The 23,220-nt window shown below is 71.7% G+C and carries 17 protein-coding genes; 12 read left to right on the top strand and 5 right to left on the bottom strand.

Translation table 11 applies throughout. The annotated features are described in order from the left end of the window. Window positions 1-10 precede the first annotated feature (10 nt). From ACIRD3_RS27990 to ACIRD3_RS27955, 8 genes are all read left to right on the top strand, one after another. Window positions 11-796 (top strand): type III pantothenate kinase, encoded by a 786-nt coding sequence (locus ACIRD3_RS27990; RefSeq protein WP_402221976.1) that lies wholly within the window; start codon window positions 11-13, stop codon window positions 794-796. 88 nt (window positions 797-884) lie between these two features. Further along, on the top strand, window positions 885-1,634 hold the full coding sequence (locus ACIRD3_RS27985; protein WP_402221974.1) for a hypothetical protein: 750 nt from the start codon (window positions 885-887) through the stop codon (window positions 1,632-1,634). A 129-nt stretch (window positions 1,635-1,763) separates the two neighbouring features. Further along, a complete protein-coding gene (gene lysX / locus ACIRD3_RS27980; RefSeq protein WP_402221971.1) occupies window positions 1,764-3,320 on the top strand; it encodes a bifunctional lysylphosphatidylglycerol synthetase/lysine--tRNA ligase LysX in 1,557 nt (518 codons plus the stop codon). A gap of 298 nt (window positions 3,321-3,618) precedes the next feature. Further along, window positions 3,619-4,071 (top strand): BlaI/MecI/CopY family transcriptional regulator, encoded by a 453-nt coding sequence (locus tag ACIRD3_RS27975; RefSeq protein WP_402221969.1) that lies wholly within the window; start codon window positions 3,619-3,621, stop codon window positions 4,069-4,071. Window positions 4,072-4,080: 9 nt separating this feature from the next. Further along, window positions 4,081-4,617, top strand: a complete 537-nt coding sequence (locus ACIRD3_RS27970; RefSeq protein WP_402221966.1) for an amino-acid N-acetyltransferase — start codon at window positions 4,081-4,083, stop codon at window positions 4,615-4,617. A 91-nt stretch (window positions 4,618-4,708) separates the two neighbouring features. Further along, on the top strand, window positions 4,709-5,059 hold the full coding sequence (locus ACIRD3_RS27965) for an Lsr2 family protein (RefSeq protein ID WP_402221963.1): 351 nt from the start codon (window positions 4,709-4,711) through the stop codon (window positions 5,057-5,059). Window positions 5,060-5,711: 652 nt separating this feature from the next. Beyond that, window positions 5,712-8,231: an ATP-dependent Clp protease ATP-binding subunit gene (locus ACIRD3_RS27960; protein ID WP_402221961.1), complete on the top strand. Its 2,520-nt coding sequence runs from the start codon at window positions 5,712-5,714 to the stop codon at window positions 8,229-8,231. 412 nt (window positions 8,232-8,643) lie between these two features. Further along, window positions 8,644-10,920 (top strand): immune inhibitor A domain-containing protein, encoded by a 2,277-nt coding sequence (locus tag ACIRD3_RS27955; protein WP_402222003.1) that lies wholly within the window; start codon window positions 8,644-8,646, stop codon window positions 10,918-10,920. 111 nt (window positions 10,921-11,031) lie between these two features. Here ACIRD3_RS27955 and ACIRD3_RS27950 read toward each other — a convergent pair whose 3' ends face one another. Further along, window positions 11,032-12,213, bottom strand: coding sequence for a threonine aldolase family protein (locus tag ACIRD3_RS27950; RefSeq protein WP_402221958.1), 1,182 nt, complete (start codon window positions 12,211-12,213; stop codon window positions 11,032-11,034). Between the two features lie 359 nt (window positions 12,214-12,572). Here ACIRD3_RS27950 and ACIRD3_RS27945 point away from each other — a divergent pair, with 359 nt between their 5' ends. Next, entirely contained in the window at window positions 12,573-13,526 is a 954-nt protein-coding gene (locus ACIRD3_RS27945) for a M23 family metallopeptidase (RefSeq protein ID WP_402221956.1), read from the top strand. Window positions 13,527-13,553: 27 nt separating this feature from the next. Here the strand turns inward: ACIRD3_RS27945 and ACIRD3_RS27940 are convergent, their stop codons facing one another. After that, entirely contained in the window at window positions 13,554-14,192 is a 639-nt protein-coding gene (locus ACIRD3_RS27940; protein ID WP_402221954.1) for a TetR/AcrR family transcriptional regulator, read from the bottom strand. 221 nt (window positions 14,193-14,413) lie between these two features. On the opposite strand from ACIRD3_RS27940, the gene ACIRD3_RS27935 reads away from it, so the two are divergent. Further along, complete coding sequence (locus ACIRD3_RS27935) at window positions 14,414-16,009, top strand: MDR family MFS transporter (RefSeq protein WP_402221951.1); 1,596 nt, start codon at window positions 14,414-14,416, stop codon at window positions 16,007-16,009. A 71-nt stretch (window positions 16,010-16,080) separates the two neighbouring features. Here ACIRD3_RS27935 and ACIRD3_RS27930 read toward each other — a convergent pair whose 3' ends face one another. Beyond that, window positions 16,081-17,007 carry an A/G-specific adenine glycosylase gene (locus tag ACIRD3_RS27930; RefSeq protein WP_402221949.1) on the bottom strand — a complete coding sequence of 309 codons (927 nt, stop codon included), beginning with the start codon at window positions 17,005-17,007 and terminating at the stop codon, window positions 16,081-16,083. A 226-nt stretch (window positions 17,008-17,233) separates the two neighbouring features. On the opposite strand from ACIRD3_RS27930, the gene ACIRD3_RS27925 reads away from it, so the two are divergent. Next, on the top strand, window positions 17,234-18,103 hold the full coding sequence (locus ACIRD3_RS27925; RefSeq protein ID WP_402221946.1) for a hypothetical protein: 870 nt from the start codon (window positions 17,234-17,236) through the stop codon (window positions 18,101-18,103). A 177-nt stretch (window positions 18,104-18,280) separates the two neighbouring features. On the opposite strand, the gene disA is transcribed toward ACIRD3_RS27925, so the two are convergent. Together disA and radA are read right to left on the bottom strand one after the other, a co-directional pair. Then, the gene (disA, locus tag ACIRD3_RS27920; RefSeq protein ID WP_391551439.1) at window positions 18,281-19,339 is read right to left on the bottom strand and encodes a DNA integrity scanning diadenylate cyclase DisA; all 1,059 of its coding nucleotides are present in this window, start codon (window positions 19,337-19,339) and stop codon (window positions 18,281-18,283) included. 201 nt (window positions 19,340-19,540) lie between these two features. Further along, on the bottom strand, window positions 19,541-21,100 hold the full coding sequence (gene radA / locus ACIRD3_RS27915) for a DNA repair protein RadA (protein ID WP_402221944.1): 1,560 nt from the start codon (window positions 21,098-21,100) through the stop codon (window positions 19,541-19,543). A gap of 170 nt (window positions 21,101-21,270) precedes the next feature. Here radA and ACIRD3_RS27910 point away from each other — a divergent pair, with 170 nt between their 5' ends. Next, on the top strand, window positions 21,271-23,151 hold the full coding sequence (locus ACIRD3_RS27910; protein WP_402221943.1) for a hypothetical protein: 1,881 nt from the start codon (window positions 21,271-21,273) through the stop codon (window positions 23,149-23,151). Window positions 23,152-23,220 lie beyond the last annotated feature (69 nt).

The following is a 23,220-nucleotide window of genomic DNA, read 5'->3' as shown; positions in this document are numbered from 1 at the left end:
AAGCGTCCCCGTGCTCCTCACCATCGACGTCGGCAACACCCAGACCACGCTCGGCCTGTTCGACGGCGAGGACGTGGTGGAACACTGGCGGATCTCCACCGATCCGCGCCGCACGGCCGATGAACTGGCGGTGCTGCTGCAGGGGTTGATGGGCAACCACACCGCGGTCCGGGAGGCCGCGGTGGAGGGGCTGGCGATCTGCTCGTCCGTCCCCGCCGTGCTCCACGAGCTCCGCGAGGTGACCCGCCGCTACTACGGCGACGTCCCCGCGGTGATCGTGGAGCCCGGCGTGAAGACCGGGGTGCACGTCCTGATGGACAACCCCAAGGAGGTCGGCGCCGACCGGATCGTCAACGCGCTGGCCGCCAACCACCTGTACGGCGGCCCGTGCATCGTGGTCGACTTCGGCACCGCGACCACCTTCGACGCCGTCAACGCCCGCGGCGACTACGTCGGCGGCGCGATCGCCCCCGGCATCGAGATCTCCGTCGAGGCCCTCGGCGTCCGCGGCGCCCAGCTGCGCAAGATCGAGCTGGCCCGCCCCCGCAACGTGATCGGCAAGAACACCGTCGAGGGCATGCAGTCCGGCATCCTCTACGGCTTCGCCGGCCAGGTCGACGGCCTGGTCGAGCGGATGGCCCGGGAACTCGCCAAGGACCCGGACGACGTCCAGGTGATCGCCACCGGCGGCCTCGCCACCCTCGTCCTCGGGGAGGCCACCACCATCGACGTCCACGAGCCCTGGCTCACCCTGATCGGCCTGCGCCTGGTCTACGAGCGCAACCGGCCGGCCTGACGCCCGGGCCGGGGACCACCCGGCCGAACGTGGGGAATCCGGCGCGACGTTACCGACAAATCGGATATTCGTCACGTAGTGTCAGCCCATGCCTACGCCACACGGATCGCGCGGCGGCATGGCCTTCAGCGCCGACGAAGTCCGCGTGCTGCGCCGAGCCCTCGCCCAAGCCCTGCACCCCGCCGTCCCCGTCCACCTCCAGGGGCCCGACCGGACGGCGCTCGCCGGGCCGGGCGCCGAACTCTGGGCGGAGGACGTCCAGGACGCGCTGCGCCTCACCGAGGCGATCGACGAAGCCGTCCAGGAGGGCGGCCGGCTGCGCGCCTTCCTGCTGGCCGACCTCGGCCGCTACCGCTCCGCCCTGCCCGGCAGCGCGCCCGGCTACCTGGAACGGCTGGAGGAGGCGGTGTCCGACGGGTACCTGCCCGGCCCCGAGGACCTCACCGCGCTGCGCGGGCTGACCCGTCAGCCCTGCGGCCAGGGCGAACGGTCACGCCGCTCCCGGCTGGCCGGGCGCTGCCACGCGCTGGCCGAGGCCGCCGTCCGCGAGCGGCTCGCCCTCACCGCCGGACAGCCGCGCCACCTGGTGGCCGTACCGAGCCCCGCCGCACCCCCGAGCAGTCACCCCACCCCTGTAGGAGGACGGACCACCATGAGCAGCACCGACTCCCGCCCGGAGCAGCCCGCCGAGCCCGGCGCCGCGACGACGCCGCCCCGCCCGCAGCGGATGCCCACCCCCGCCGAGCTCTTCGGCCGCCGCCCCAAGCCCCCGGCCCGGCCCGCCCCGCCGGCCGACCAGACCCCGGAGGACGTCGAGCTCGCCACCGGCACCGGCTGAGCCGCACCCGCACCCGGGGAGGGGGAGACCGCACCGGCGGTCTCCCCCTCCCCGCGTTCCCACCTGCGGCGGTCCCGCCGGCCGCGGTCCCGGCGCGGAGCACGGCGTGTGGCTGGCTACCCTTGTGGGGTGAGCGATCAGAGCCTTGTTCCCGCGACCGACGACCTTCCCGAGCAGATGCGCGTCCGGCGCGAGAAGCTGGACCGGCTCCGGGCGGCCGGCGTCGACCCGTACCCGGTCGGATTCCCCCGCACCAGCACCATCGCGGACCTGCGTGCCAAGCACCCGGACCTGGAGCCGGACACCGCGACCGGCGAGCGGGCCGGCATCACCGGCCGGGTCATCCTGTCCCGCACCGGTGGCAAGCTCTGCTTCGCCACCCTGCGCGACGGCACCGGCGACCTCCAGGTGATGCTCTCCCTGGACAAGCTGGGCGCGGAGCGGCTGGCGGCCTGGAAGTCCGACATCGACCTCGGCGACCAGGTCGGCGTCGAGGGCGAGGTGATCACCTCCAAGCGCGGCGAGCTGTCGGTGATGGTGGACCGCTGGGAGCTCACCGCCAAGTGCCTGCGTCCGCTCCCGGACAAGCACAAGGGCCTGACCGACCCGGAGGCCCGGGTCCGCCAGCGCTACGTGGACCTGATCGTCAACCCCGAGGCCCGCGAGATCCTGCACCTGCGCAGCAAGGTCGTCCGCTCGATCCGCCGCACCTACGAGGACCGCGGCTACATCGAGGTCGAGACCCCGATGCTGCAGCCGGTGCACGGCGGCGCCAACGCGCGCCCGTTCAAGACGCACATCAACGCGTACGACATCGACCTCTACATGCGCATCGCGCCCGAGCTGTACCTCAAGCGGCTGGTGGTCGGCGGCGCCGAGAAGGTCTTCGAGATCAACCGCAACTTCCGCAACGAGGGCGCGGACTCCACCCACAACCCGGAGTTCACCTCGCTGGAGTCGTACGAGGCCTACGGCGACTACGACACCCAGGCCGAGCTGATCCGCGAGACGATCGTCAACGCGGCCCGGGACGCGCTGGGCACCACGGTGATCAAGGGCGTGGACGCGCACGGCGTCGAGCACGAGATCGACCTGGCCGAGCCGTGGGAGGAGGTCAGCGTCTACCCGGGCGTCTCCGCCCGCCTCGGCGTCGAGGTCACCCCGGAGACCACCGTCGAGGAGCTGCGCAAGCTGGCCACCGCGCACGGCATCCCGTTCGAGAAGGAGTGGGGCCACGGTCAGATCGTGCTGGAGATGGTCGAGCGCCTGCTGGAGGAGAACGCCGTCCGGCCGACCTTCATCAAGGACTACCCGACCGAGGTCTCCCCGCTGACCCGCCAGCACCGCTCGATCGCGGGCGTGGCCGAGAAGTGGGACCTGGTGATCTTCGGCACCGAGATCGGCACCGCCTACTCCGAGCTGGTCGACCCGGTCGAGCAGCGCGCCCGCCTCACCGCCCAGTCCCTGCTGGCCGCCGGCGGCGACGTCGAGGCGATGCAGGTGGACGAGGACTTCCTGCGGGCCCTGGAGTACGCGATGCCCCCGACCGGTGGCCTCGGCCTCGGCGTGGACCGCCTGATCATGCTGCTGACCGGCAAGAACATCCGGGAGACCGTGCTCTTCCCGCTGGTGAAGCCGGAGCCGAAGGCCGCCGCCGCGACGGCGGAGAAGACCGAGGAGGAGTGACCTGATGGACTACGTCAGCGCGATCGTGCCGCCGCTGGTCATGGCGATCGGCTTCGGGTTCCTGGTGCGGGCCATCTTCCGCAGCCAGGGCGGGAGCCAGAAGGCCAAGGAAGACTTCGACTGATTCCCCGGGCCCGCCGGTCCGGGCCCCGGACGACCGCGAGCGAACCCGCGACTGACGCCGTCAGCCGCCCCGAACGACCGGTGCGCCGCCATTCCCGAATCCCGGGGGTGGCGGCGCGCCGGTTTGGCGCACTTCACAAGATTTGCCCCATTCACTCCCTATCCTGGCCGCACTATGGTCCGGCAACTCGGCGAACTTGAGAACGCCATCATGACCCGGGTGTGGCGGTGGAACCGACCGGTGACGGTTCGCGAGGTTCTCCTGGATCTGCAGTCGGAACGCGAAATCGCGTACACCACCGTGATGACCGTCCTGGACAAGCTGCACAGAAAGGGCTGGCTGCGCCGCGAGCGGGCGGGCCGGGCCTATCGATATGAACCGGTCTCCTCGCGCGAGGCGTACACGGCGGCCCTGATGAACGACGCGTGGGCCACGAGCGACAATCCGGCGGCGGCACTGGTGCACTTCTTCGGCCTGATGTCGCCCGAGCAACGCGAGGCGCTCCGGGACGCGTTGCGGGTCGCCGCTCTGTTCCCGTCCGATCCGCCGGGGGCGGATTCCGCGGCGGACGGGCCGGATACCGGCACACCGGATACCGGGGAGACCGCGCCGGGCGCGACGCGATAACGTCCCGCCATGGAGGTCACCATCCGCCGCGCACGGACCACGGACGTGCGGGCAGTACGCAGGCTCATCGACGCCTACTCGCGCGACGGCATTCTGCTGGACAAGCCCACTGTCACACTGTTCGAATCCGTCCAGGAGTTCTGGGTCGCGGAACGCGACGACAACGGCGTCGTGGTGGCCTGCGGCGCCCTGCACGTGATGTGGGAGGACCTCGCCGAGGTCCGGACGCTCGCGGTGGACCCGGTCTGCCGGGGCTTCGGGATCGGGCACCTCCTGCTGGAGAAGCTGGTGCAGACGGCACGCTGGCTGGGCGTCCGTCGGATTTTCTGCTTGACGTTCGAGGTCCCGTTCTTCGCGAAACACGGTTTCGTCGAGATCGGGGAGCTCCAGGAAACCGATGATGGTACGACAGACCCGGCGGCGATCGCTACGGATGTCTATGAAGAACTCCTCCGCTCGTACGATGAAGGCGTCGCCGAGTTCCTTGACCTGGAGCGGGTGAAGCCCAACACACTGGGCAACTCGCGCATGCTGCTGCACCTCTGAGCCGCTCCACCGGGGTCAAGGGTTTGTGTTTTTCGGAGAAAGGCGCTTTCCTTTCCTTAGGCAATGGGTCGTTTAGCGGAAAGGGAAGCCCGTGGCACAGAGGGTGCAGGTCATTCTTGAAGACGATCTCGACGGTGGTTCGGCGGACGAGACGGTGACGTTCGCGCTCGACGGCGTTGCCTACGAGATCGACCTGAAGAGCGCCAACGCGGACAAGCTCCGCGGCCTGCTGGCGCCGTACGTGGAGAAGGGCCGCAAGCAGAGCGGTCGGCTGGCCGGCGCCCGCCGCCCGGGCCGCGGCGCCGCCCAGCGCACCGCGGGCAGCGCTCCGGACACCGCGAAGATCCGCGCGTGGGCCAAGGAGCAGGGCATGGACGTCAACGACCGCGGCCGCGTGCCGAGCGGTGTCCGCGAGGCCTACGAGGCGGCCAACGCGTCCTGACCCCGGCGCCGCCGGCACGCCGGAGCGGGTGCGGGGCCCCGGTGGCCGCACACGGCGACGACGACACACGCGCGGGGCGCGGAGGACTCTCCTCCGCGCCCCGCGGCGCGCGCCCGGACGACCGCGGCGCCACCGGTGCCGGGCGGCGTCCGGGGTGCGGGCTCGGGCGGCGGAACAATCACGAGCTGTGCAACGCTGTAGGGGCGAAGCGGTAACGCGGACACCACCGGGATGGCGTACCGACCATCCGGGCCGCCGTTCAACCACCGTCACCGCGGCCCGACTTCTCGCCAGGCGAACACCGCCACCGCGGAAACTGCGCGAGAACCACCCCGATACCGGGTATGAATGCAGGTGGACGGGTTCTCGGACCCGTCCAGGGGCAGTATGCGCGACCGGTCGGAGAGGGTCCGGCCGCGCCCCGGCGGCGCTTGTTCGCCGATGGCGTAGCGGATTCCGGTGCATCCGGCCCACCAGTGGGAACACCGTTTCCCAGCATCAGGTTGGGATTGGTGTCGGCTGGTCGCGCAGCATCTCGCTCCTCTACCGGGGAGTGAATCCGTGGGCCGCGCCGCTGAGCGGGACTAGCATGCGGAAGGACAGGGCGGGGACGGACCCCGAACTGCCCGACCGCTCTGAGGAGCGATAAACGATGTTCGAGAGGTTCACCGACCGCGCGCGGCGGGTTGTCGTCCTGGCTCAGGAAGAAGCCCGGATGCTCAACCACAACTACATCGGCACCGAGCACATCCTCCTGGGTCTGATCCACGAGGGCGAGGGCGTCGCCGCCAAGGCCCTGGAGAGCCTCGGGATTTCTCTTGAGGCCGTTCGCCAGCAGGTCGAGGAGATCATCGGCCAGGGCCAGCAGGCCCCGTCCGGCCACATCCCCTTCACCCCCCGGGCGAAGAAGGTCCTGGAGCTGTCGCTCCGGGAGGCCCTGCAGCTCGGCCACAACTACATCGGCACCGAGCACATCCTGCTCGGCCTGATCCGCGAGGGCGAGGGCGTCGCCGCCCAGGTCCTGGTGAAGCTGGGCGCCGACCTCAACCGGGTGCGCCAGCAGGTCATCCAGCTGCTCTCCGGTTACCAGACCAGTGGCGGCAAGGAGTCGGCCACGGCCGGCGGGCCCGCCGAGGGCACCCCGTCGACCTCGCTGGTCCTGGACCAGTTCGGCCGCAACCTGACCCAGGCCGCCCGTGAGGCCAAGCTCGACCCGGTCATCGGGCGCGAGAAGGAGATCGAGCGGGTCATGCAGGTGCTGTCCCGCCGCACCAAGAACAACCCGGTCCTGATCGGTGAGCCCGGCGTCGGCAAGACCGCCGTGGTCGAGGGCCTGGCGCAGGCGATCGTCAAGGGCGAGGTCCCGGAGACGCTCAAGGACAAGCAGCTCTACACGCTGGACCTGGGCGCCCTGGTGGCCGGCTCGCGCTACCGCGGTGACTTCGAGGAGCGCCTGAAGAAGGTCCTCAAGGAGATCCGCACCCGCGGCGACATCATCCTGTTCATCGACGAGCTGCACACCCTGGTCGGCGCGGGCGCCGCCGAGGGCGCCATCGACGCCGCCAGCATCCTCAAGCCGATGCTGGCCCGCGGCGAGCTGCAGACCATCGGTGCCACCACCCTGGACGAGTACCGCAAGCACCTGGAGAAGGACGCCGCGCTGGAGCGCCGCTTCCAGCCGATCCAGGTCGCGGAGCCCTCGCTGCCGCACACCATCGAGATCCTCAAGGGTCTGCGCGACCGCTACGAGGCCCACCACCGGGTCTCGATCACGGACGCCGCCCTGGTCGCCGCCGCCACCCTGGCCGACCGGTACATCTCGGACCGCTTCCTGCCGGACAAGGCGATCGACCTGATCGACGAGGCCGGCTCCCGGATGCGCATCCGCCGGATGACCGCGCCGCCGGACCTGCGCGAGTTCGACGAGAAGATCGCCGACGTGCGCCGCGAGAAGGAGAGCGCGATCGACGCGCAGGACTTCGAGAAGGCCGCGTCCCTGCGCGACGACGAGAAGCAGCTCCTGCAGGCCAAGGCCAAGCGGGAGAAGGAGTGGAAGGCCGGCGACATGGACGTCGTCGCGGAGGTGAACGAGGAGCTCATCGCCGAGGTCCTGGCCACCGCCACCGGCATCCCGGTCTTCAAGCTGACCGAGGAGGAGACCTCGCGCCTGCTGCGCATGGAGGACGAGCTGCACAAGCGCGTCATCGGCCAGAAGGACGCCATCAAGGCGCTCTCCCAGGCCATCCGGCGCACCCGTGCGGGCCTCAAGGACCCGAAGCGCCCCGGCGGTTCGTTCATCTTCGCCGGTCCGTCCGGTGTCGGTAAGACCGAGCTGTCCAAGACGCTGGCGGAGTTCCTCTTCGGCGACGAGGACGCGCTGATCGCGCTCGACATGTCCGAGTTCTCCGAGAAGCACACCGTCTCCCGGCTGTTCGGCTCCCCGCCCGGGTACGTGGGCTACGAGGAGGGCGGCCAGCTGACCGAGAAGGTCCGCCGCAAGCCGTTCTCGGTCGTCCTCTTCGACGAGGTCGAGAAGGCCCACCCGGACATCTTCAACTCGCTGCTGCAGATCCTGGAGGACGGTCGCCTGACCGACTCCCAGGGCCGCGTGGTCGACTTCAAGAACACCGTCATCATCATGACGACCAACCTCGGCACCCGGGACATCTCCAAGGGCTTCAACCTGGGCTTCGCGGCCACGGGTGACACCCAGAGCGGGTACGAGCGGATGAAGGCGAAGGTCGGCGAGGAGCTCAAGCAGCACTTCCGCCCCGAGTTCCTGAACCGTGTCGACGACATCGTGGTGTTCCACCAGCTGTCCGAGGACGACATCATCCAGATCGTCGACCTCATGATCGCCAAGGTGGACGAGCGGCTCAAGGACAAGGACATGGGCCTGGAGCTCAGCGTCGAGGCCAAGAAGCTGCTGGCCAAGCGCGGCTACGACCCGATCCTGGGTGCCCGTCCGCTGCGCCGCACCATCCAGCGCGAGATCGAGGACCACCTCTCCGAGAAGATCCTCTTCGGCGAGCTGCGGGCCGGCCACATCGTCGTCGTCGACGTCGAGGGCGAGGGCAAGGACGCCAAGTTCACGTTCCGCGGCGAGGAGAAGTCGGCCGTCGCGGACACCCCGGCCGCGGTCGCCTCGTCCGGTCCCGACCTGACGAAGTAGCCCAACTTTTAACAGACAACTTCACAGCAACCGAGCCCCCGGCGTTCGCGCCGGGGGCTCGGTGCGTTCCGCGTCGCCGGAGTGCTCCCCCGCACCGGCAGAAGTGCAGGGCTTCTGTGCTGCTTGGTATGGGTGCGTCCGATTTCTCAGTCAGCTTTAATGAGCATACGGTTGACAGATGGTCAGCTGATGGGAAGTCGCGGAGCATAGCGCCGTGACCATGTCACGGTCAAGGTCTATCTTTTTTATGCACGCTTGTATCAAATGACGTCCACCTGTCTTTCATTTTGGTTTGCCGGGCTTTGGCCATGAGCTGGCCCCGGTCGGGGAGGACGTCACAACGTTGAAGAACACCAGGAGAACCGCTGCGGTCGCGACCGCCGCAGCGGTCATAGTCACGCTCGGCGCGGGCATGTTCCCGGGCACCGCCGTCGCGGCCGGCTCGGCCCCCGCGCCGAAGGACCCGGCCGAGGCCGTCCAGAACACCGAGCACAACATCCCGGGCCCGCTGACCGCGAAGGTGGAGGCCGAGCAGAAGGCCGCCACCGACCAGCTGCTCGCCGGCACCGCGCAGGTCGAGGAGCACAACGGCAGCACCAGCGTGAAGCTGGGCAAGGACAAGTACGTGGAGCTCGCCCGCGAGCGCACGGACAAGATCTTCACGATCCTCGTCGACTTCGGCGACCAGGTCGACAACACCACCAAGACCGCCGACGGCAAGGTCAAGTACGGCGGTGAGCCCGGCCCGAAGCACAACGAGATCGCGAAGCCGGACCCGGCCACCAACAACTCGACCGCCTGGCAGGCTGACTACAACCAGCAGCACTACCAGGACCTCTACTTCAGCAAGGACAAGCCCTCGCTGAAGACCTATTACGAGAAGCAGTCCTCGGGCCGCTACTCGGTCGACGGCGTGGTCCAGGACTGGGTCCGTGTCCCGTGGAACGAGGCCCGGTACGGCTCGGACTACTGCGGCTCCAACGTCTGCGCCAGCGCCCAGGACCTGATCCGCGACGCCGTGGACATCTGGTACAAGGACCAGCTGGCCAAGGGTCAGACCGAGGCTCAGATCAAGGCGACCCTGGCCACGTACGACAAGTGGGACCGCTACGGTTCGCACCACGACGGGAACTTCAACCAGCCCGACGGGTACATCGACCACTTCCAGATCGTGCACGCCGGTGAGGACAAGTCGGCCGGTGGCGGCAAGCAGGGCAGCAAGGCCCTGTGGGCGCACCGCTCGTACGTCTACGGCAACCTGACCGGCTCCGCCGGCCCCGAGGGCAACAAGCTCGGTGGCGTCCAGGTCGGCAACTCCGGCCTCTGGATCGGCGACTACACGATGCAGCCGGAGAACGGCGGCCTCGGCGTCTTCGCGCACGAGTACGGCCACGACCTCGGTCTGCCGGACCTCTACGACACCGCCGGCAAGGGCATCGACAACTCGGTCGGCTTCTGGTCGATCATGTCCTCCGGCTCCTGGCTCGGCGAGGGCAAGAACTCGATCGGCGACATGCCGAACGACTTCGACGCCTGGAGCAAGTTCAAGCTCGGCTGGCTGAAGGCCGACCACGCCAAGGCCGGCACCGAGTCGACGCACCACATCGGCCCGGCGGAGTACAACTCCAACCTGCCGCAGGCCCTGATCGTCGACCTGCCGAAGAAGAGCATCACCACCGAGATCAACAAGCCCTTCGCGGGCACCGGTGAGTGGTGGAGCGGCAGCGCCGACAACCTGAACGTCACGCTCACCCGTGACATCGACCTGACCGGCAAGACCAAGGCCAGCATCAACGCCAAGGCCTGGTACGAGCTGGAGCAGGACTTCGACTACGCCTTCGGCGAGGTCTCCACCGACGGTGGCAAGACCTGGACCGTCGTGGACGGCACCTGGAACGGCGCCGCGCTGCCCAAGGAGAACGGCCGCCCGGCCGTGAACGGCCAGCTCGCCACCTGGGGTGACCTGTCGTTCAACCTGGACGCCTACGCCGGCCAGAAGATCCAGTTCCGCTACCACAACACCACCGACGGCGGCCTGCACTTCCGTGGCCTCGCGCTGGACAACATCGCGGTCGTCGCCGACGGCGCCACCCTGTTCAGCGACGACGTCGAGAAGGGTGACAACGGCTGGGTCTCCAGCGGCTTCACCCGCTTCGGCGGCTCGTACACCAAGGACTACGCGCAGTACTACATCGCGGAGAACCGGCAGTACGTGTCCTTCGACCAGACGCTGAAGACCGGCCCGTACAACTTCGGCTTCGCCGACAAGCCGAACTGGGTCGAGCACTACTCGTACCAGCCCGGCCTGCTGATCTGGTACTGGGACGAGTCGCAGACCGACAACAACGTCAGCGCGCACCCGGGCCAGGGCCTGATCCTGCCGGTCGACTCGCACCCGACCCCGCTCAAGTGGTCCGACGGCACCCTGATGCGTCCGCGCATCAACGGCGCCGACTCGACCTTCGGTTCGCGTCGCGTCCCGGCGCTGACCCTGCACAAGGCCGGCGTCGAGACCGTCATCCCGAAGTCCAAGGGCGTCGACGAGTTCTCGGACCTGAAGGACTACTGGACCAAGGACAACCCGTACAGCAGCGTCCAGGTCCCGAAGACCGGCACCAGCATCGAGGTCGAGAACGAGTCCTCGAACTACCTGGAGACCTGGATCCGGGTCCGTCCGGTCGACAACTGATCGAGCCCGTAGCGATCAGCCTGTGACCAGGCGGCTCTGACAGCTCCACGTCCGGCCCGTCCCCGCATCGCGCGGGGGCGGGCCGGACGCTTTTCCGTTCGCTGCGCTCCGTCAGACCTTGCGGAGGGTGGACAACCGGTCCAGGAAGGCGGCGGCCGCCACCTCGACGTCGGAGCCGGTCCAGTCGAGGGCGGGCGCGGCGACCGTGACCTCGGTCATCGCCAGCCCCGGCAGCTCGCGTTCGCGCCAGGCGCCGAACAGCCCGATCCCGCTCTCCTCGGCCAGCGCCAGCGAGGCCTCCTCCAACTCCTCGGCCGGGAACGGCAGCCAGAGGCAGAACTGGTGGGTGTGGGGCGGGGCCGGGTGCACCCGGGCGCCGGGGACGGCGGCGAAGGCCCGGGCGAGGGCCTCGGCGACCGTCCGGGCGTGCGCCACGTACCCTCCCAGCAGCGGCAGTTCGCGCTCCAGCCCGGCCAGGGCGGCGAGGGCGGCCGGCCACTGCTGGAAGAGCTGCCCGCCGTAGCGGTGCCGCCAGGCCTTGGCGGTGCGGACGAAACCGGCCGGACCGGCCAGCGCCGCGCCGCTGATCCCGCCGAGCGTCTTGTAGAAGGAGACGTAGACCGAGTCGGCCAGGGCGGACAGCTCCGGCAGCGGGCGGCCGAGGGCGACGGCCGACTCCCAGATCCGGGCGCCGTCCAGGTGCAGCGCCGCGCCGTGCTCCTCCCGCACCACCTCCGAGACCGCCCGCAGCTCCGCCCAGCCGGGCAGGACGAAGCCGGCGTCCCGCAGCGGCAGCTCCAGGCTCAGCGCGGCGTACGGCTCCTCCAGGGCGCGCACCTCCTCGGCGGTGGGCTGGCGCGGCGCGGTGGTCGGCCAGAGGCTGCGCAGTCCGGAGAGGACGCCGAGCGCGTGCCGTTCGTGCCGGTCGGTGTGGGCCAGCGGATGGGTGACGACGGTGCGCAGCCCGGCGGCCTCGGCGTGGATCCGCAGGGCGGCCTGCTGGGCCATCGTGCCGGTCGGGAAGAAGGCCGCGTCCTCGGTGCCGAGCAGCTCGGCGGTCCGGAGCTCCAGCTCGCGGACCACGCCGTCGCCGTACTGGTCCGGCCGGGCGTCCAGGTCGGGGACGGCTCCCCGGCCGTCCGGCGGGTCGGCCAGGGCCGCGAGGCGTTCGCGGACGGTCTGCGGCCGGGTGCCGGACAGGATGCGCTCGCAGCCGCGCAGGGCGGCGAAGCGGCGGTCCGCCGGGCTCGGGCGGTCACCGGCGTCGGGGTCTTCGGTCCTGTTGCCATACATGCGTCGATGGTCCCGCAGCGGGCGGGGCCGGTCAGCGGTGCGGACGGAAAGCTGTTCGAGTCGGTCAAACCACGGCCACGCGTGGCACTGGTCACAGGCCCCCGGCGCGGTACGACCGGCGGTAGTAGCCGGCCCGGGGCGATGAGCCGACTCACCCGAAGCGGTCATGAAGGACCGGACCACATGATCGTTGTTCCGTCGGACGGAATCTCCGGCAGTGCGCCCACTACACGCCGTAGTACGTCACACCGTTTGGGACTCCGCTCGGTGACGGTTACACCTGAGTGGTCCCCCGCCCAGCAGCCGCCCGAACGGGCGCTTCGCGCTGCCCCCGTCCGACCCGTGAGGTATGGCCACCGATGTCCACCGTCCCGCCCGTGGGGCCGGCCCTGCGCCGGCTCGCCGCCCGTGCGGCCGCCCGTACGGTGGCCCAGGCGGCGGCCTGGCAGCCCCGGCTCGGCCATGCCGTCCGCACCCAGACGGCGCCGCTGCGCACGCTCGGCACGCCCCGGCACACCACCCTGCCGGGCAGCCGTCAGCGGGCCGAGCACGACCACGCGCTGGCCTCGGCCGGGGCGGTCACGGCGCTGCTCGCCGGTGTCCTGCTGGCGGTCGGCTCGGGCAGCGCCTCGGCGCAGACCGTGCTGCCCACCACGCCGGGCAGCTCGGCCTTCACCGCGCCGCGGGCGGAGGTGCCCAGCCCCGGGTTGGTCCAGGTGGCCGGGCCGAGCCCGTACAAGCTGCCCGAGGACGACTCGGCCCAGCAGTTCGTGGCGGTGGCGGCCAACCTGCTGCCGGTGGAGGCGCCCGCCCCGGCGGCCGGGCCCGAGGCAGCCCCCGCGCCGGCGCCGGAAGCCGCGCCCGCGCCCCAGCCGGAGCCCGCGCCCGCTCCCGCGCCTGCGCCCGAGTGGTCGGCGCCGGTGCCGGACGCGCCGACCAGCAACCCCTTCGGGGTCGCCAACCGCAGCTACGCGGCCGGGTACCACACCGGAGTGGACTTCGCGATCTCCCCGGGCACGCCGCTGCTGGCGGTCGGCAACGCGACCGTGGTGTCGGCCGGCTGGGACGGCGCGTACGGCAAGGAGATCGTGCTGCGGCTCGCGGACGGGCGCTTCGCGCAGTACGCGCACATGTCCTCGCTCGCGGTCTCGGCGGGCCAGCACGTGTCGGCCGGCCAGCGGATCGGACTGTCCGGGAGCACCGGCAACTCGACCGGGCCGCACCTGCACTTCGAGATCCGCACCAGCAACCGCTACGGCGCCGTGATCAACCCGATCGCGTACCTCGCGGGGCACGGCGTCACGAACTTCTGACCGGCCCTCAGGGGCGGGCTCCGGCGCTCACGAACGGGCCGGGGCGGAGTGGCTGATCCGGCCGCCGATCTCCAGGGCGATGTCCCGGGCCGTCCCGATCGCCTCGTCCAGCGTGGCCGTCGAGGTGTCCAGCGGCTCGCCCCAGACGTTCTCGGCGTGGCCGCCGTCCGTGTGGTCCTGCTTGAGCAGGAACATCGCCGAGTGGACGGTGAAGAGCGCCATCGCGGCCCGCAGCCGGTCCGGGAAGCCGGCCTCCGGCCCGTGCACCAGCTGCATCATGGTGATCATGCGGTCCCGGAAGGCCAGGCCGGCCGGGGACTCGCGCAGCGCGGGCTGGTTCTCGTGGAAGAAGCGCAGCAGCGGGGCGCGCTCGGCCATCCCGTCCGCGAAGCGGCGGATCAGCTCGTCGCGCATCTCCGGGCTCCAGGACTGCGTCCGGCCCCAGGCGATCGTCTCGTCGATCGGCGCGGCCATCCGCTCCACGATGCCCAGGACGATGTCGTCCTTGGTCTTGAAGTGGTAGTAGAGCGCGGCCTTGGTCACACCCAGGCGGTCGGCGATCTCGCGCAGTGAGGTCTGCTCGTACCCCTGCTCGGAGAAGAGCTCCAGCGACACCTCGATGATGCGAGCCCGGGTGTCGCTGCGGGGGCTGTGCGGAGTGCCCATGGCCTGCCTCATGACTGCGTCGGTGACTGCTGCGGACTCCCGGTGGCGTCCGCCCCGGGCAACATTCTCCCTGCCCAGGTGCCCGGTTCGGAAACTGGCTTGACGACCGGCTAGGGAACAACCTACCGTGCCGACGATCGATAAACTAGCCGGGCGACAAGTAAGTGACCGCGCACGGCCCGACGCTCCGTCCGAACCACCCCTCCGGGAGACCCCACCTCATGTCACAGTCCAAGACCGCCGGCCCGGTACCGGAGGACAAGAAGGCCGAGGAGGAACAGCCGCGGTCACCCCGCGAGATCCGCCTCGTGATGGTCGGTCTGGTCGTCACCATGCTGCTGGCCATGCTCGACAACCTGATCGTCGGCACCGCGATGCCGACCATCGTCGGCGACCTGGGCGGTGCCGAGCACCTGTCCTGGGTGGTCACCGCCTACACCCTGGCCACCGCCGCCTCCACCCCGATCTGGGGCAAGCTCGGCGACATGTACGGCCGCAAGGGCACCTTCCTCACCTCGATCGTGATCTTCCTGGTGGGCTCGGCACTGTCCGGCCTGTCGCAGAACATGAACGAGCTGATCGGCTTCCGCGCCGTGCAGGGCCTCGGCGCCGGCGGCCTGATGGTCGGCGTGATGTCGATCATGGGCGCGCTCGTCCCGCCGCGTGACCGCGGCAAGTACCAGGGCATGTTCGCCGCGGTGATGGCCCTCGCCACCATCGGCGGCCCGCTGGTCGGCGGCTTCATCACCGACCACCTCAGCTGGCACTGGACCTTCTACATCAACCTGCCGCTCGGCGTGGTCGCGCTCGCCGTGGTCATCGTGACCCTGAAGCTGCCGAAGGTCCGCAGCACCGCCAAGATCGACTACCTGGGCGCCGTCCTGCTCACCGTCGGCATCACCTCGCTCGTGCTGATCACCACCTGGGGCGGCCAGCAGTACGCGTGGGGCTCCAAGCAGATCCTGGGCCTGGCCGCGCTCGCCGCCGCCTCGCTGATCGCCTTCTGCTACGTCGAGCAGCGGGTCGAGGAGCCGATGCTCCCGCTGACCCTGTTCAAGAACCTGAACTTCACCCTGGTCTCGATCATCGGCTTCATCGTCGGCTTCGTGATGTTCGGCTCGACCGTCTTCCTGCCGCTCTACCAGCAGATCGTCCAGGGCGCCTCGGCGACCAACTCCGGCCTGCTGCTGATGCCGATGATGTTCGGCATGCTGGTGATCTCGCTGGTGGTCGGCCAGGCGGTCACCAAGACCGGCAAGTACCGGATCTACCCGATCATCGGCACCGTCGTGATGACCGGCGGCCTGGTCCTGCTCTCCACCATGGGCACCGAGACCAGCAGCTTCACCTCGGCCTGCTGGATGATCGTGCTGGGCGCCGGCATGGGCTTCCTGATGCAGATCACCATGCTGGTGGCGCAGAACAGCGTGGAGCTCAAGGACATGGGCGTGGCCAGCTCCACCGCCACCCTGTTCCGCACCATCGGCGGTTCCTTCGGTGTCGCGCTGTTCGGCGCGCTGTTCAACAACCGGGTGACCGACACCATGAAGGAGAAGCTCGGCGAGCAGGCCGCCGCGGGCGGCGGTGTGAAGGACCCGGGCCAGATGAGCCCGGCCGCCCTGCGCAAGCTGCCCGAGAACATCCAGGACGCCTACCACCACGCGGTGTCCAACGGCATGCACACCGTCTTCCTCTGGGGCGCCGGGGTGGCCGTGATCGCGATCGCCGCCGCGCTGTTCCTGCGCGAGGTGCCGCTGCGCGGGACGGGCCAGGGCGAGAAGCCGGCCGAGGCCCCGCTGGAGGCGGCGGCCGCCTGACGGTCCGCCCGGCCGTACGGACACGGCGCCCCCGGAAGGCTTCGAGCCTCCCGGGGGCGCCGTCGTTCCTCCTACTGCGGCAGGCGGTAGACGCCCTGCTCGACCGGCTCGACTAGGCCGTCCGCGACCAGCCCGTCCAGGGCCCGGGCCCGCTGCACCGCGTCCGGCCAGACCTCGTCCAGCCGGGCCTGCTCGACCTCGCCGTGCGCCTCGCGCAGCACCGCGAGCAGCTTGCCGCGCACCTGGCGGTCCGTCCCCTCGTAGGACTGACCGCGCCGGGCCGGGCCCTCGTACGGCGGGCGGCCGGCCCGCTGCCAGGCGCAGCCGGCGAACAGCGGGCACTCCCCGCACTCCGGGCCGCGCGCGGTGCAGACCAGCGCACCCAGCTCCATCACGCCGACCGCCCAGGTGGCGGCGGTCTCGGCGTCGTCGGGCAGCAGCGCGGTGGCGGTACGGCGCTCGGCGGCGGTGGTGGCCTGCGCCGGGTACTCGACGCCGGTCACCGCGCGGGCGAAGACCCGGCGGACGTTGGTGTCCAGCACCACGTGCCGCTGGCGGAAGGCGAAGGAGGCCACCGCCGCGGCGGTGTACTCCCCCACCCCGGGCAGCGACAGCAGCGTGGCGTGGTCGTCCGGGACGGCGCCGCCGTGCTCCTCGGTGATCGCCACGGCGGCCGCGTGCAACCGCAGCGCGCGGCGTGGGTAGCCCAGTCGGCCCCACATCCGGACCGCCTCGCCGGGGGCCTCGGCGGCGAGCGCGGCCGGGGTCGGCCAGCGGGTCAGCCAGGCCTCCCAGGCGGGCAGCACGCGCTTGACCGGGGTCTGCTGGAGCATGAACTCGCTCACCATGACCGCCCAGGGCGTCGCGTCGGGGGCTCGCCAGGGCAGGTCCCGTTTGGTCGCCTCGTACCAGTCCAGGACGGTCGAGTGGAACAGCGGCAGGGGCAGCGGCAGACGGGTGGCGTCGGTGGCGGTGGAGGTGGCGGTGATGGCAGTCATGGCCCTTCGATCCTCCCACGCCCGACGGTCCGGTCGAAGCGGGATCGAGGCGGGATCGAGGCGGGATCGAAGCGGAAGGCGTCGGTCCGGATCCCCTCGGCGATGTCCCGGAAATCAGCCGTTCGGGGCTCCCTCGAACGGATCAAATGGCGGATCATGTGAAGGAAGGGACGACTGTGCGGTGTTGATGAGTCAATCACCACACACGGTCTCGTAGAGTTTGATCGTGCCCTCTCTGCGTCAACCCGTGGGACCACTGCCGGCCTCGATCTACTGGCGCCGGCGCGTCGTCGTGCTCGCCGCCGTCGCGGCGGTCATCGCCCTGATCGCCTGGCTGATGACCGACCAGGGCGGAGGCGGTGACGACGGCTCAGGGAGCAAGGCCGCGCAGGCCGTTCCGTCCCAGACCCCGGCCCAGGCCATCACGCCCGGCGCCTCGCCGAGCGGCCCCGCGGCGCGCCCCGGCGGCGGCTCGGGCGGCAGCGGCGGCGGCCCGGTGGCCGGAGGCGGTGGCACCGAGGTCAACCTGAGCGGCGGCACGGGCGCCAACCCGGCCCCCGCGGGCGGCTCCGGCGGCGCGGGCGGCGGGACCGGCGGCGGTGCGGCGGGCGGCACGGGCGGCTCCGGTGGTTCGGGCGGCACGGGCGGCGGCGTTCCGGCGGTCAACACCCCGGAGATCATGGCGCTTCCGGTCTGCGCCTCCTCGCAGGTCGCCCTGGAGCTGGCCGGCACCCAGAACTCGTTCCAGCCCAAGGACAAGCCGCGGCTCGCCCTGACGGTCAAGAACTCCGGCGCCAACTGCCGGGTGGACCTGGGCCGGATCGCCTCCGCGATCACCGTGAGCGCCAGCAACGGCGACCGGGTCTGGTCCTCGGGGGACTGCCCGAACGACAAGGGCAGCATCTGGGTCCAGCTGGCCGCCAACGGCAGCCAGACCGAGACCTTCACCTGGGACCGCAGCCGCAGCAAGCCGCAGTGCGCGACCGCCGCCGACCAGACGCCGCCGGCCAACGGCACCTATGTGGTGCTCGCCGAACTCACCGGCCTCGCCGGGGACAAGGTCTCGGCGCGGGCCTCGATCAGGCTGGACAACTGAGGGACGGTCACCTCGCTTCGGAGCCCCCGGCCGCGCGGCCGGGGGCTCCGGCGTCGGCGGGCACGCGCCGTTCGGGCGCGGGTGGGGACGCGGACCCGGGGACGGGCGCGGGTGGGGACGCGGGACGGCCCCTGGGGAAGCGTTTCCCCAGGGGCCGTGAACCGTCCGAGCGTCGGATCAGACGTAGCGTTCCAGGATGGACGATTCGGCAAGGCGGGACAGGCCCTCCCGGACCGAGCGGGCCCGGGTCTCGCCGACGCCCTCGACCGTCTGCAGGTCGTCGATGCTCGCGGCGAGCAGCTTCTGCAGGCCGCCGAAGTGCTCGACCAGGCGCTCTATCACCGTGTTGGGCAGGCGCGGGATCTTCGCCAGCAGGCGGTAGCCGCGCGGCGAGACCGCGGAGTCCAGCGACTCCGGCGAGCCCGAGTAGCCGAGCGCCTTCGCCACCGTCTGCAGGTCGAGCAGCTCGGCGTGGGTGAGCGCCTCCAGGTCGGCCAGCACCTCGTTGACCGTCCGGCCCTTCTTGGCGGCCCGCTCCGGGAAGTAGTCCCGGGCGACCAGTTCGCGTTCCGGCTCCACGCCCGCGATCAGCTCGTCCAGCTGCAGCGAGAGCAGGCGGCCGTCGATGCCGAGCTCCAGCACGTAGCCGGCGATCTCGGTGGCGATCAGCCGGACCATCTCCAGGCGCTGGGCCACGGCCGTGACGTCCCGGACCGTCACCAGGTCCTCGATCTCCAGCGCGGAGAGCGTGCCGGCCACCTCGTCCAGGCGCAGCTTGTAGCGCTCCAGCGTGGCCAGCGCCTGGTTGGCGCGGGACAGCACGGTGGTGGAGTCCTCCAGCACCCGGCGGGTGCCGTTGACGTACATCGCGATCAGCCGCATCGAGTGCGAGACCGCGACCACCGGGTAGCCCGTCTGCCGGTTGACCCGCTCCGCGGTGCGGTGGCGGGTGCCGGTCTCGTCGGTGGGGATGGTCGAGTCCGGCATCAGGTGGACGCCGGCCCGGACGATCTTGGTGATGTCCTTGTCCAGCACCACGGCGCCGTCCAGCTTGCACAGCTCGCGCAACCGGGTGGCGGTGAACTCGACGTCCAGCACGAAACCACCGGTGCAGATGGACTCGACCGTCTTGTCGAAGCCCAGCACGATCAGGCCGCCGGTGTTGGCGCGCAGGACCCGCTCCAGGCCGTCACGCAACGCCGTGCCGGGGGCGATGGCGGTGAGGGAGGCCCGCAGCAGGGCCTCCTCACGGGAGGCCTTGTCCGCCCCCCGGTCGCTGGCTGCCACGTGACTCCTCCGGTCGACCCCGTGCCGCGCGCCTCGTGCCGTGCGCCCGTCCGCGGTCTGTTGCTCTGTCGCTCAGTACCGCTCGGTACTGCCTTCTGGCCAATGAGACTGGGGAAAGTCTAACTGCGTGTGGCTGCGGCAGGGCTTGGGTCAGCGCAGTTCGTCGGAGTCGAGCGGCTCCCAGCCGTCCATCAGCTCCTCCGGGTAGGCCGCGACCGGGGCCGAGCGGGGCGCGGGCGGCGCCGACGGAGCCTCACCACGGGACTGCGCGCGGCCGTCCGGGCGGGCATCGGGGCGGGCCTCTCCGCGGGCTTCGCCGCGCGGCTTGGCGGCGGCCCGGCGACGGCCCGGGATGGCCCGCAGCGCCTCGCCGATGTCGGCCACCTCGACCACCTTCATGCCCGGCGGCACCTTGCCCGGGTCCGGCGGGACCAGGGCGTGGGTGAAGCCCAGCCGGTGCGCCTCGGCGAGCCGCCGCTGCACACCCGTCACCCGCCGTACCTCGCCCGCCAGACCGACTTCGCCGATCGCCACCAGGTTGCTGGGCAGCGGGGTGTCGGTGGAGGAGCTGGCCACCGCGAGCGCCACCGCGAGGTCGGCGGACGGCTCGCTCAGCTTCACGCCGCCCACCGTCGCGGTGTAGATGTCCTGCTTGCCGAGCTTCACCCCGCCGTGCCGCTCGACCACGGCCAGGATCATCGCGATCCGGGGCGACTCCAGGCCCGAGGTGGTGCGGCGCGGCGACGGGATCTGCGAATCCACCATCAGCGCCTGCACCTCCGCCACCAGCGGGCGCTTGCCCTCCAGCGTGACGGTGAGGCAGGTGCCCGGGACGGGCTTGTCACGCCTGGTCAGGAAGAGGCCGGACGGGTCGGCCAGGCCGACGATGCCCTCGTCGTGCAGCTCGAAGCAGCCCACCTCGTCGGTGGCGCCGTAACGGTTCTTGACCCCGCGGATGAGGCGCAGCCGGGCGTGCCGGTCCCCCTCGAAGCTGAGCACCACGTCCACCAGGTGCTCCAGCAGGCGCGGACCGGCGATCTGGCCGTCCTTGGTGACGTGGCCGACCAGCAGGGTCGCCATGCCGCGCTCCTTGGACGCCCGGATCAGCGCGTTCGCCACCTCCCGGACCTGGGCCGGGCCGCCGGGGGCGCCGTCCAGTTCGGCGGAGGCGATGGTCTGCACCGAGTCCAGGATCAGCAGGCCGGGGTTGACCGCCTCGATGTGCCCCAGCACCGCGCCCAGGTCGGACTCGGCGGCCAGGTAGAGGTGCTCGGAGAGCGCGTTGATCCGGTCGGCGCGCAGCCGGACCTGTCCGGCCGACTCCTCGCCGGTGACGTAGAGCGTGCGGTGCCGGTCGGTCGCCGCCTTGGCCGCGACGTCCAGCAGCAGGGTGGACTTGCCGACGCCGGGCTCGCCGGCCAGCAGCACCACCGCCCCGGGCACCAGCCCGCCGCCGAGCACCCGGTCCAGCTCCGGCACACCCGTCGAGCGGGCCGTCGCGACCTGGCCGTCCACCTGGGCGATCGGACGGGCGGGCGCGCTGACCGGACCGGCGGCCGTCGTCCGGATCGGCACCGCGCCGTACTCCTCGACCGTCCCCCAGGCGTTGCACTCCGGGCACCGGCCGACCCACTTGGGCAGCTGGTTGCCGCACTCGGTGCAGCGGTACGCCGGGCGCGGCTTGGCGGTGGTCTTGGAACGCGGAGGCATGGCGCCCACGGTAGCGCCTGGGTACGACAGCGAGGCCCGAGCAGGGCGCCGCCGGCCCGCTGCGGGGGCTCGCCGGGCGTCCACACGGATGGGCGATGTTGTTACCCGAAAGAAGTACATACGGCGCGAATGGCGGGGCCGTGCCGTCCGGGGTCTCTACCGTCGGACGGGTGACAACGCGAACTGTGGGGCCGGTCGGGCCGCACGCCGCCGCCGTGCTCACGGCGTACGACCGGCACGTGGACGGCCTCTTCACCTACTGCCTCTCGGTGCTGTGCGAACACGACTCCGCCGCCGACGCCCTGCGCGAGGTCCGGGAGCTGGCGCAGCGGCACGGCGCCCGGCTGGCCGAGCCCGGGCTGGTACGGGCGTGGCTGTTCTCGCTGGCCCGGTACTGCTGCCTGCGGCGGCTCGCGGACGGGGGCGGGGGCGAGGGTGGGACCGACCCCCTCGGTGGGGCCGGGGCTGCCGACGGGGTCGGCGGGATCGGGGCTGCCGACGGGACCGGCGGGGCCGGCGGGGTTGAGACCGAGGCGGCCCGGCGGCGGCGCGAGTTGGCCTCGCTCGCCTGGCCGGAGGCGGCCGGTACCGACCCGGAGCAGCGCGAGGCGCTGGAGCTGTCCGTCCGGCACCGGCTCACCCCGCTGGAGGTGGCGGCCGTGCTGGGCCTGCCGTTCGAGCGGACCCGGGAGCTGCTCACCGGCGCCGAGGCCGAAGTGGCCCGGACCAGGGCGGCGCTGCTGGTGCTGGGCGTGGGCAGCTGCCCGGAGCTGGACCGGCTCGGCGGGGCCGGGGCGGAGTCCTGGCGGGACTGGGTGCTCGGCCCGGCGCTGCGGCGGGAGCTGGTGCAGCACGTGGTGGACTGCCCGACCTGTCGCGGGACGGCCGAGCGGGTGGCCGGCGAGGCGGCGGAGGGCGCGGCGGGGCTCTCGGGGCTGCCGCTGCTGGTGGCGCCGGCTTCCGTGGGGGCGGGGGGTGCGGCCGGCGTCGTGGGTGTCGTGGGTGCTGTGGGCGGGCCGGGGGCCGGGGGTGCTGCGGTCGGGGAGCCCGGGTTGCGGTTCGACCAGAGCGGCTTCCCCCGGCACCGGGTGCCGGACGCGGGTCGCGGATTGGCGGTCCGTCGACGCGTGGTGACCACCGGGGTCCTGGCAGCCGTCCTGGCGGCGCCGGTGATCGCCCTCTGGGCCGGGCACCGGAGCGGCGGCGGATCCGGAGCGACGGCCTCGGTCTCGGCGGTGCGCGTGGACGAGACCGATCGGTCCGCCGCGCAACGACCGCGGCAGCCGTGGCAGGCCGGGCGGGGCGCGCCGGGGATGCCCGGGCTGGAACTGGCGGGCGCGGGTGGCGCCGGCGCCGATGGAGTCAACGGTGCAGAAACGTTGCATCCGGGAGTTCCGCGACTGACCTTCCAAGGCGCGGTGGTTCCGGTCCCGGCCCACGGCTCCACCCCGCTCAGCAGCCCGACCCTGGTCGCCGCCCCGGAGCCCGTGGTCGAGCGAACCTCCGGCCCGGGCACCACCGACCCGGCCCCAGCCGGACTGCTCACCGTCGAAGCCGCCGAGTACGGCAGCCGTACCGTTCTCACCCTCACCGACTCCGGCACCACCGAGATCCGCTGGCGCGCGGTGACGGACGCCGGCTGGCTCCGGCTCAGCCGCGACTCCGGCACGCTCGCGCCCGGGCAGCGGATCACCGTGATCGTCACCGTGGACGAGGACCTCGCGCCGACGACGCACTGGACCGCCCGTATCGCACTGCCGCCCTCGCAGGCGGTGGTCACCCTGGAGGGCGGCCCGCACAACCGCGGCGGCTCCCCCTCCTCCCCGGCCACCCCCGCGCCGACGGCCTCCACCACCCCGGCCCCCACCGCCACGGCCACCCCGGCCCCCACGGGTGCACCCTCGCCGTCGAACCCGACGCCGACCGGCTCGCCCACGGGCACACCGTCCCCCTCGGGCACGCCGACCACGACGCCTCCCCCCAGCACCTCCTCCCCCCACCCGACGGCAACGGGGACGGGGACACCGACGCCGTCACCGACGGCCCATTAGGCCGGGCGCCGACCAGGCCGCGCGCGAGAAGTCGGCCGGGCCGACTTCTCGCGCGCACGGCTCGGCCCC

The sequence above is a fragment of the Kitasatospora sp. NPDC093550 genome (genome assembly GCF_044764985.1).
Taxonomy (GTDB): domain Bacteria; phylum Actinomycetota; class Actinomycetes; order Streptomycetales; family Streptomycetaceae; genus Kitasatospora.
This window is presented reverse-complemented; position numbering and strand designations above follow the sequence as displayed.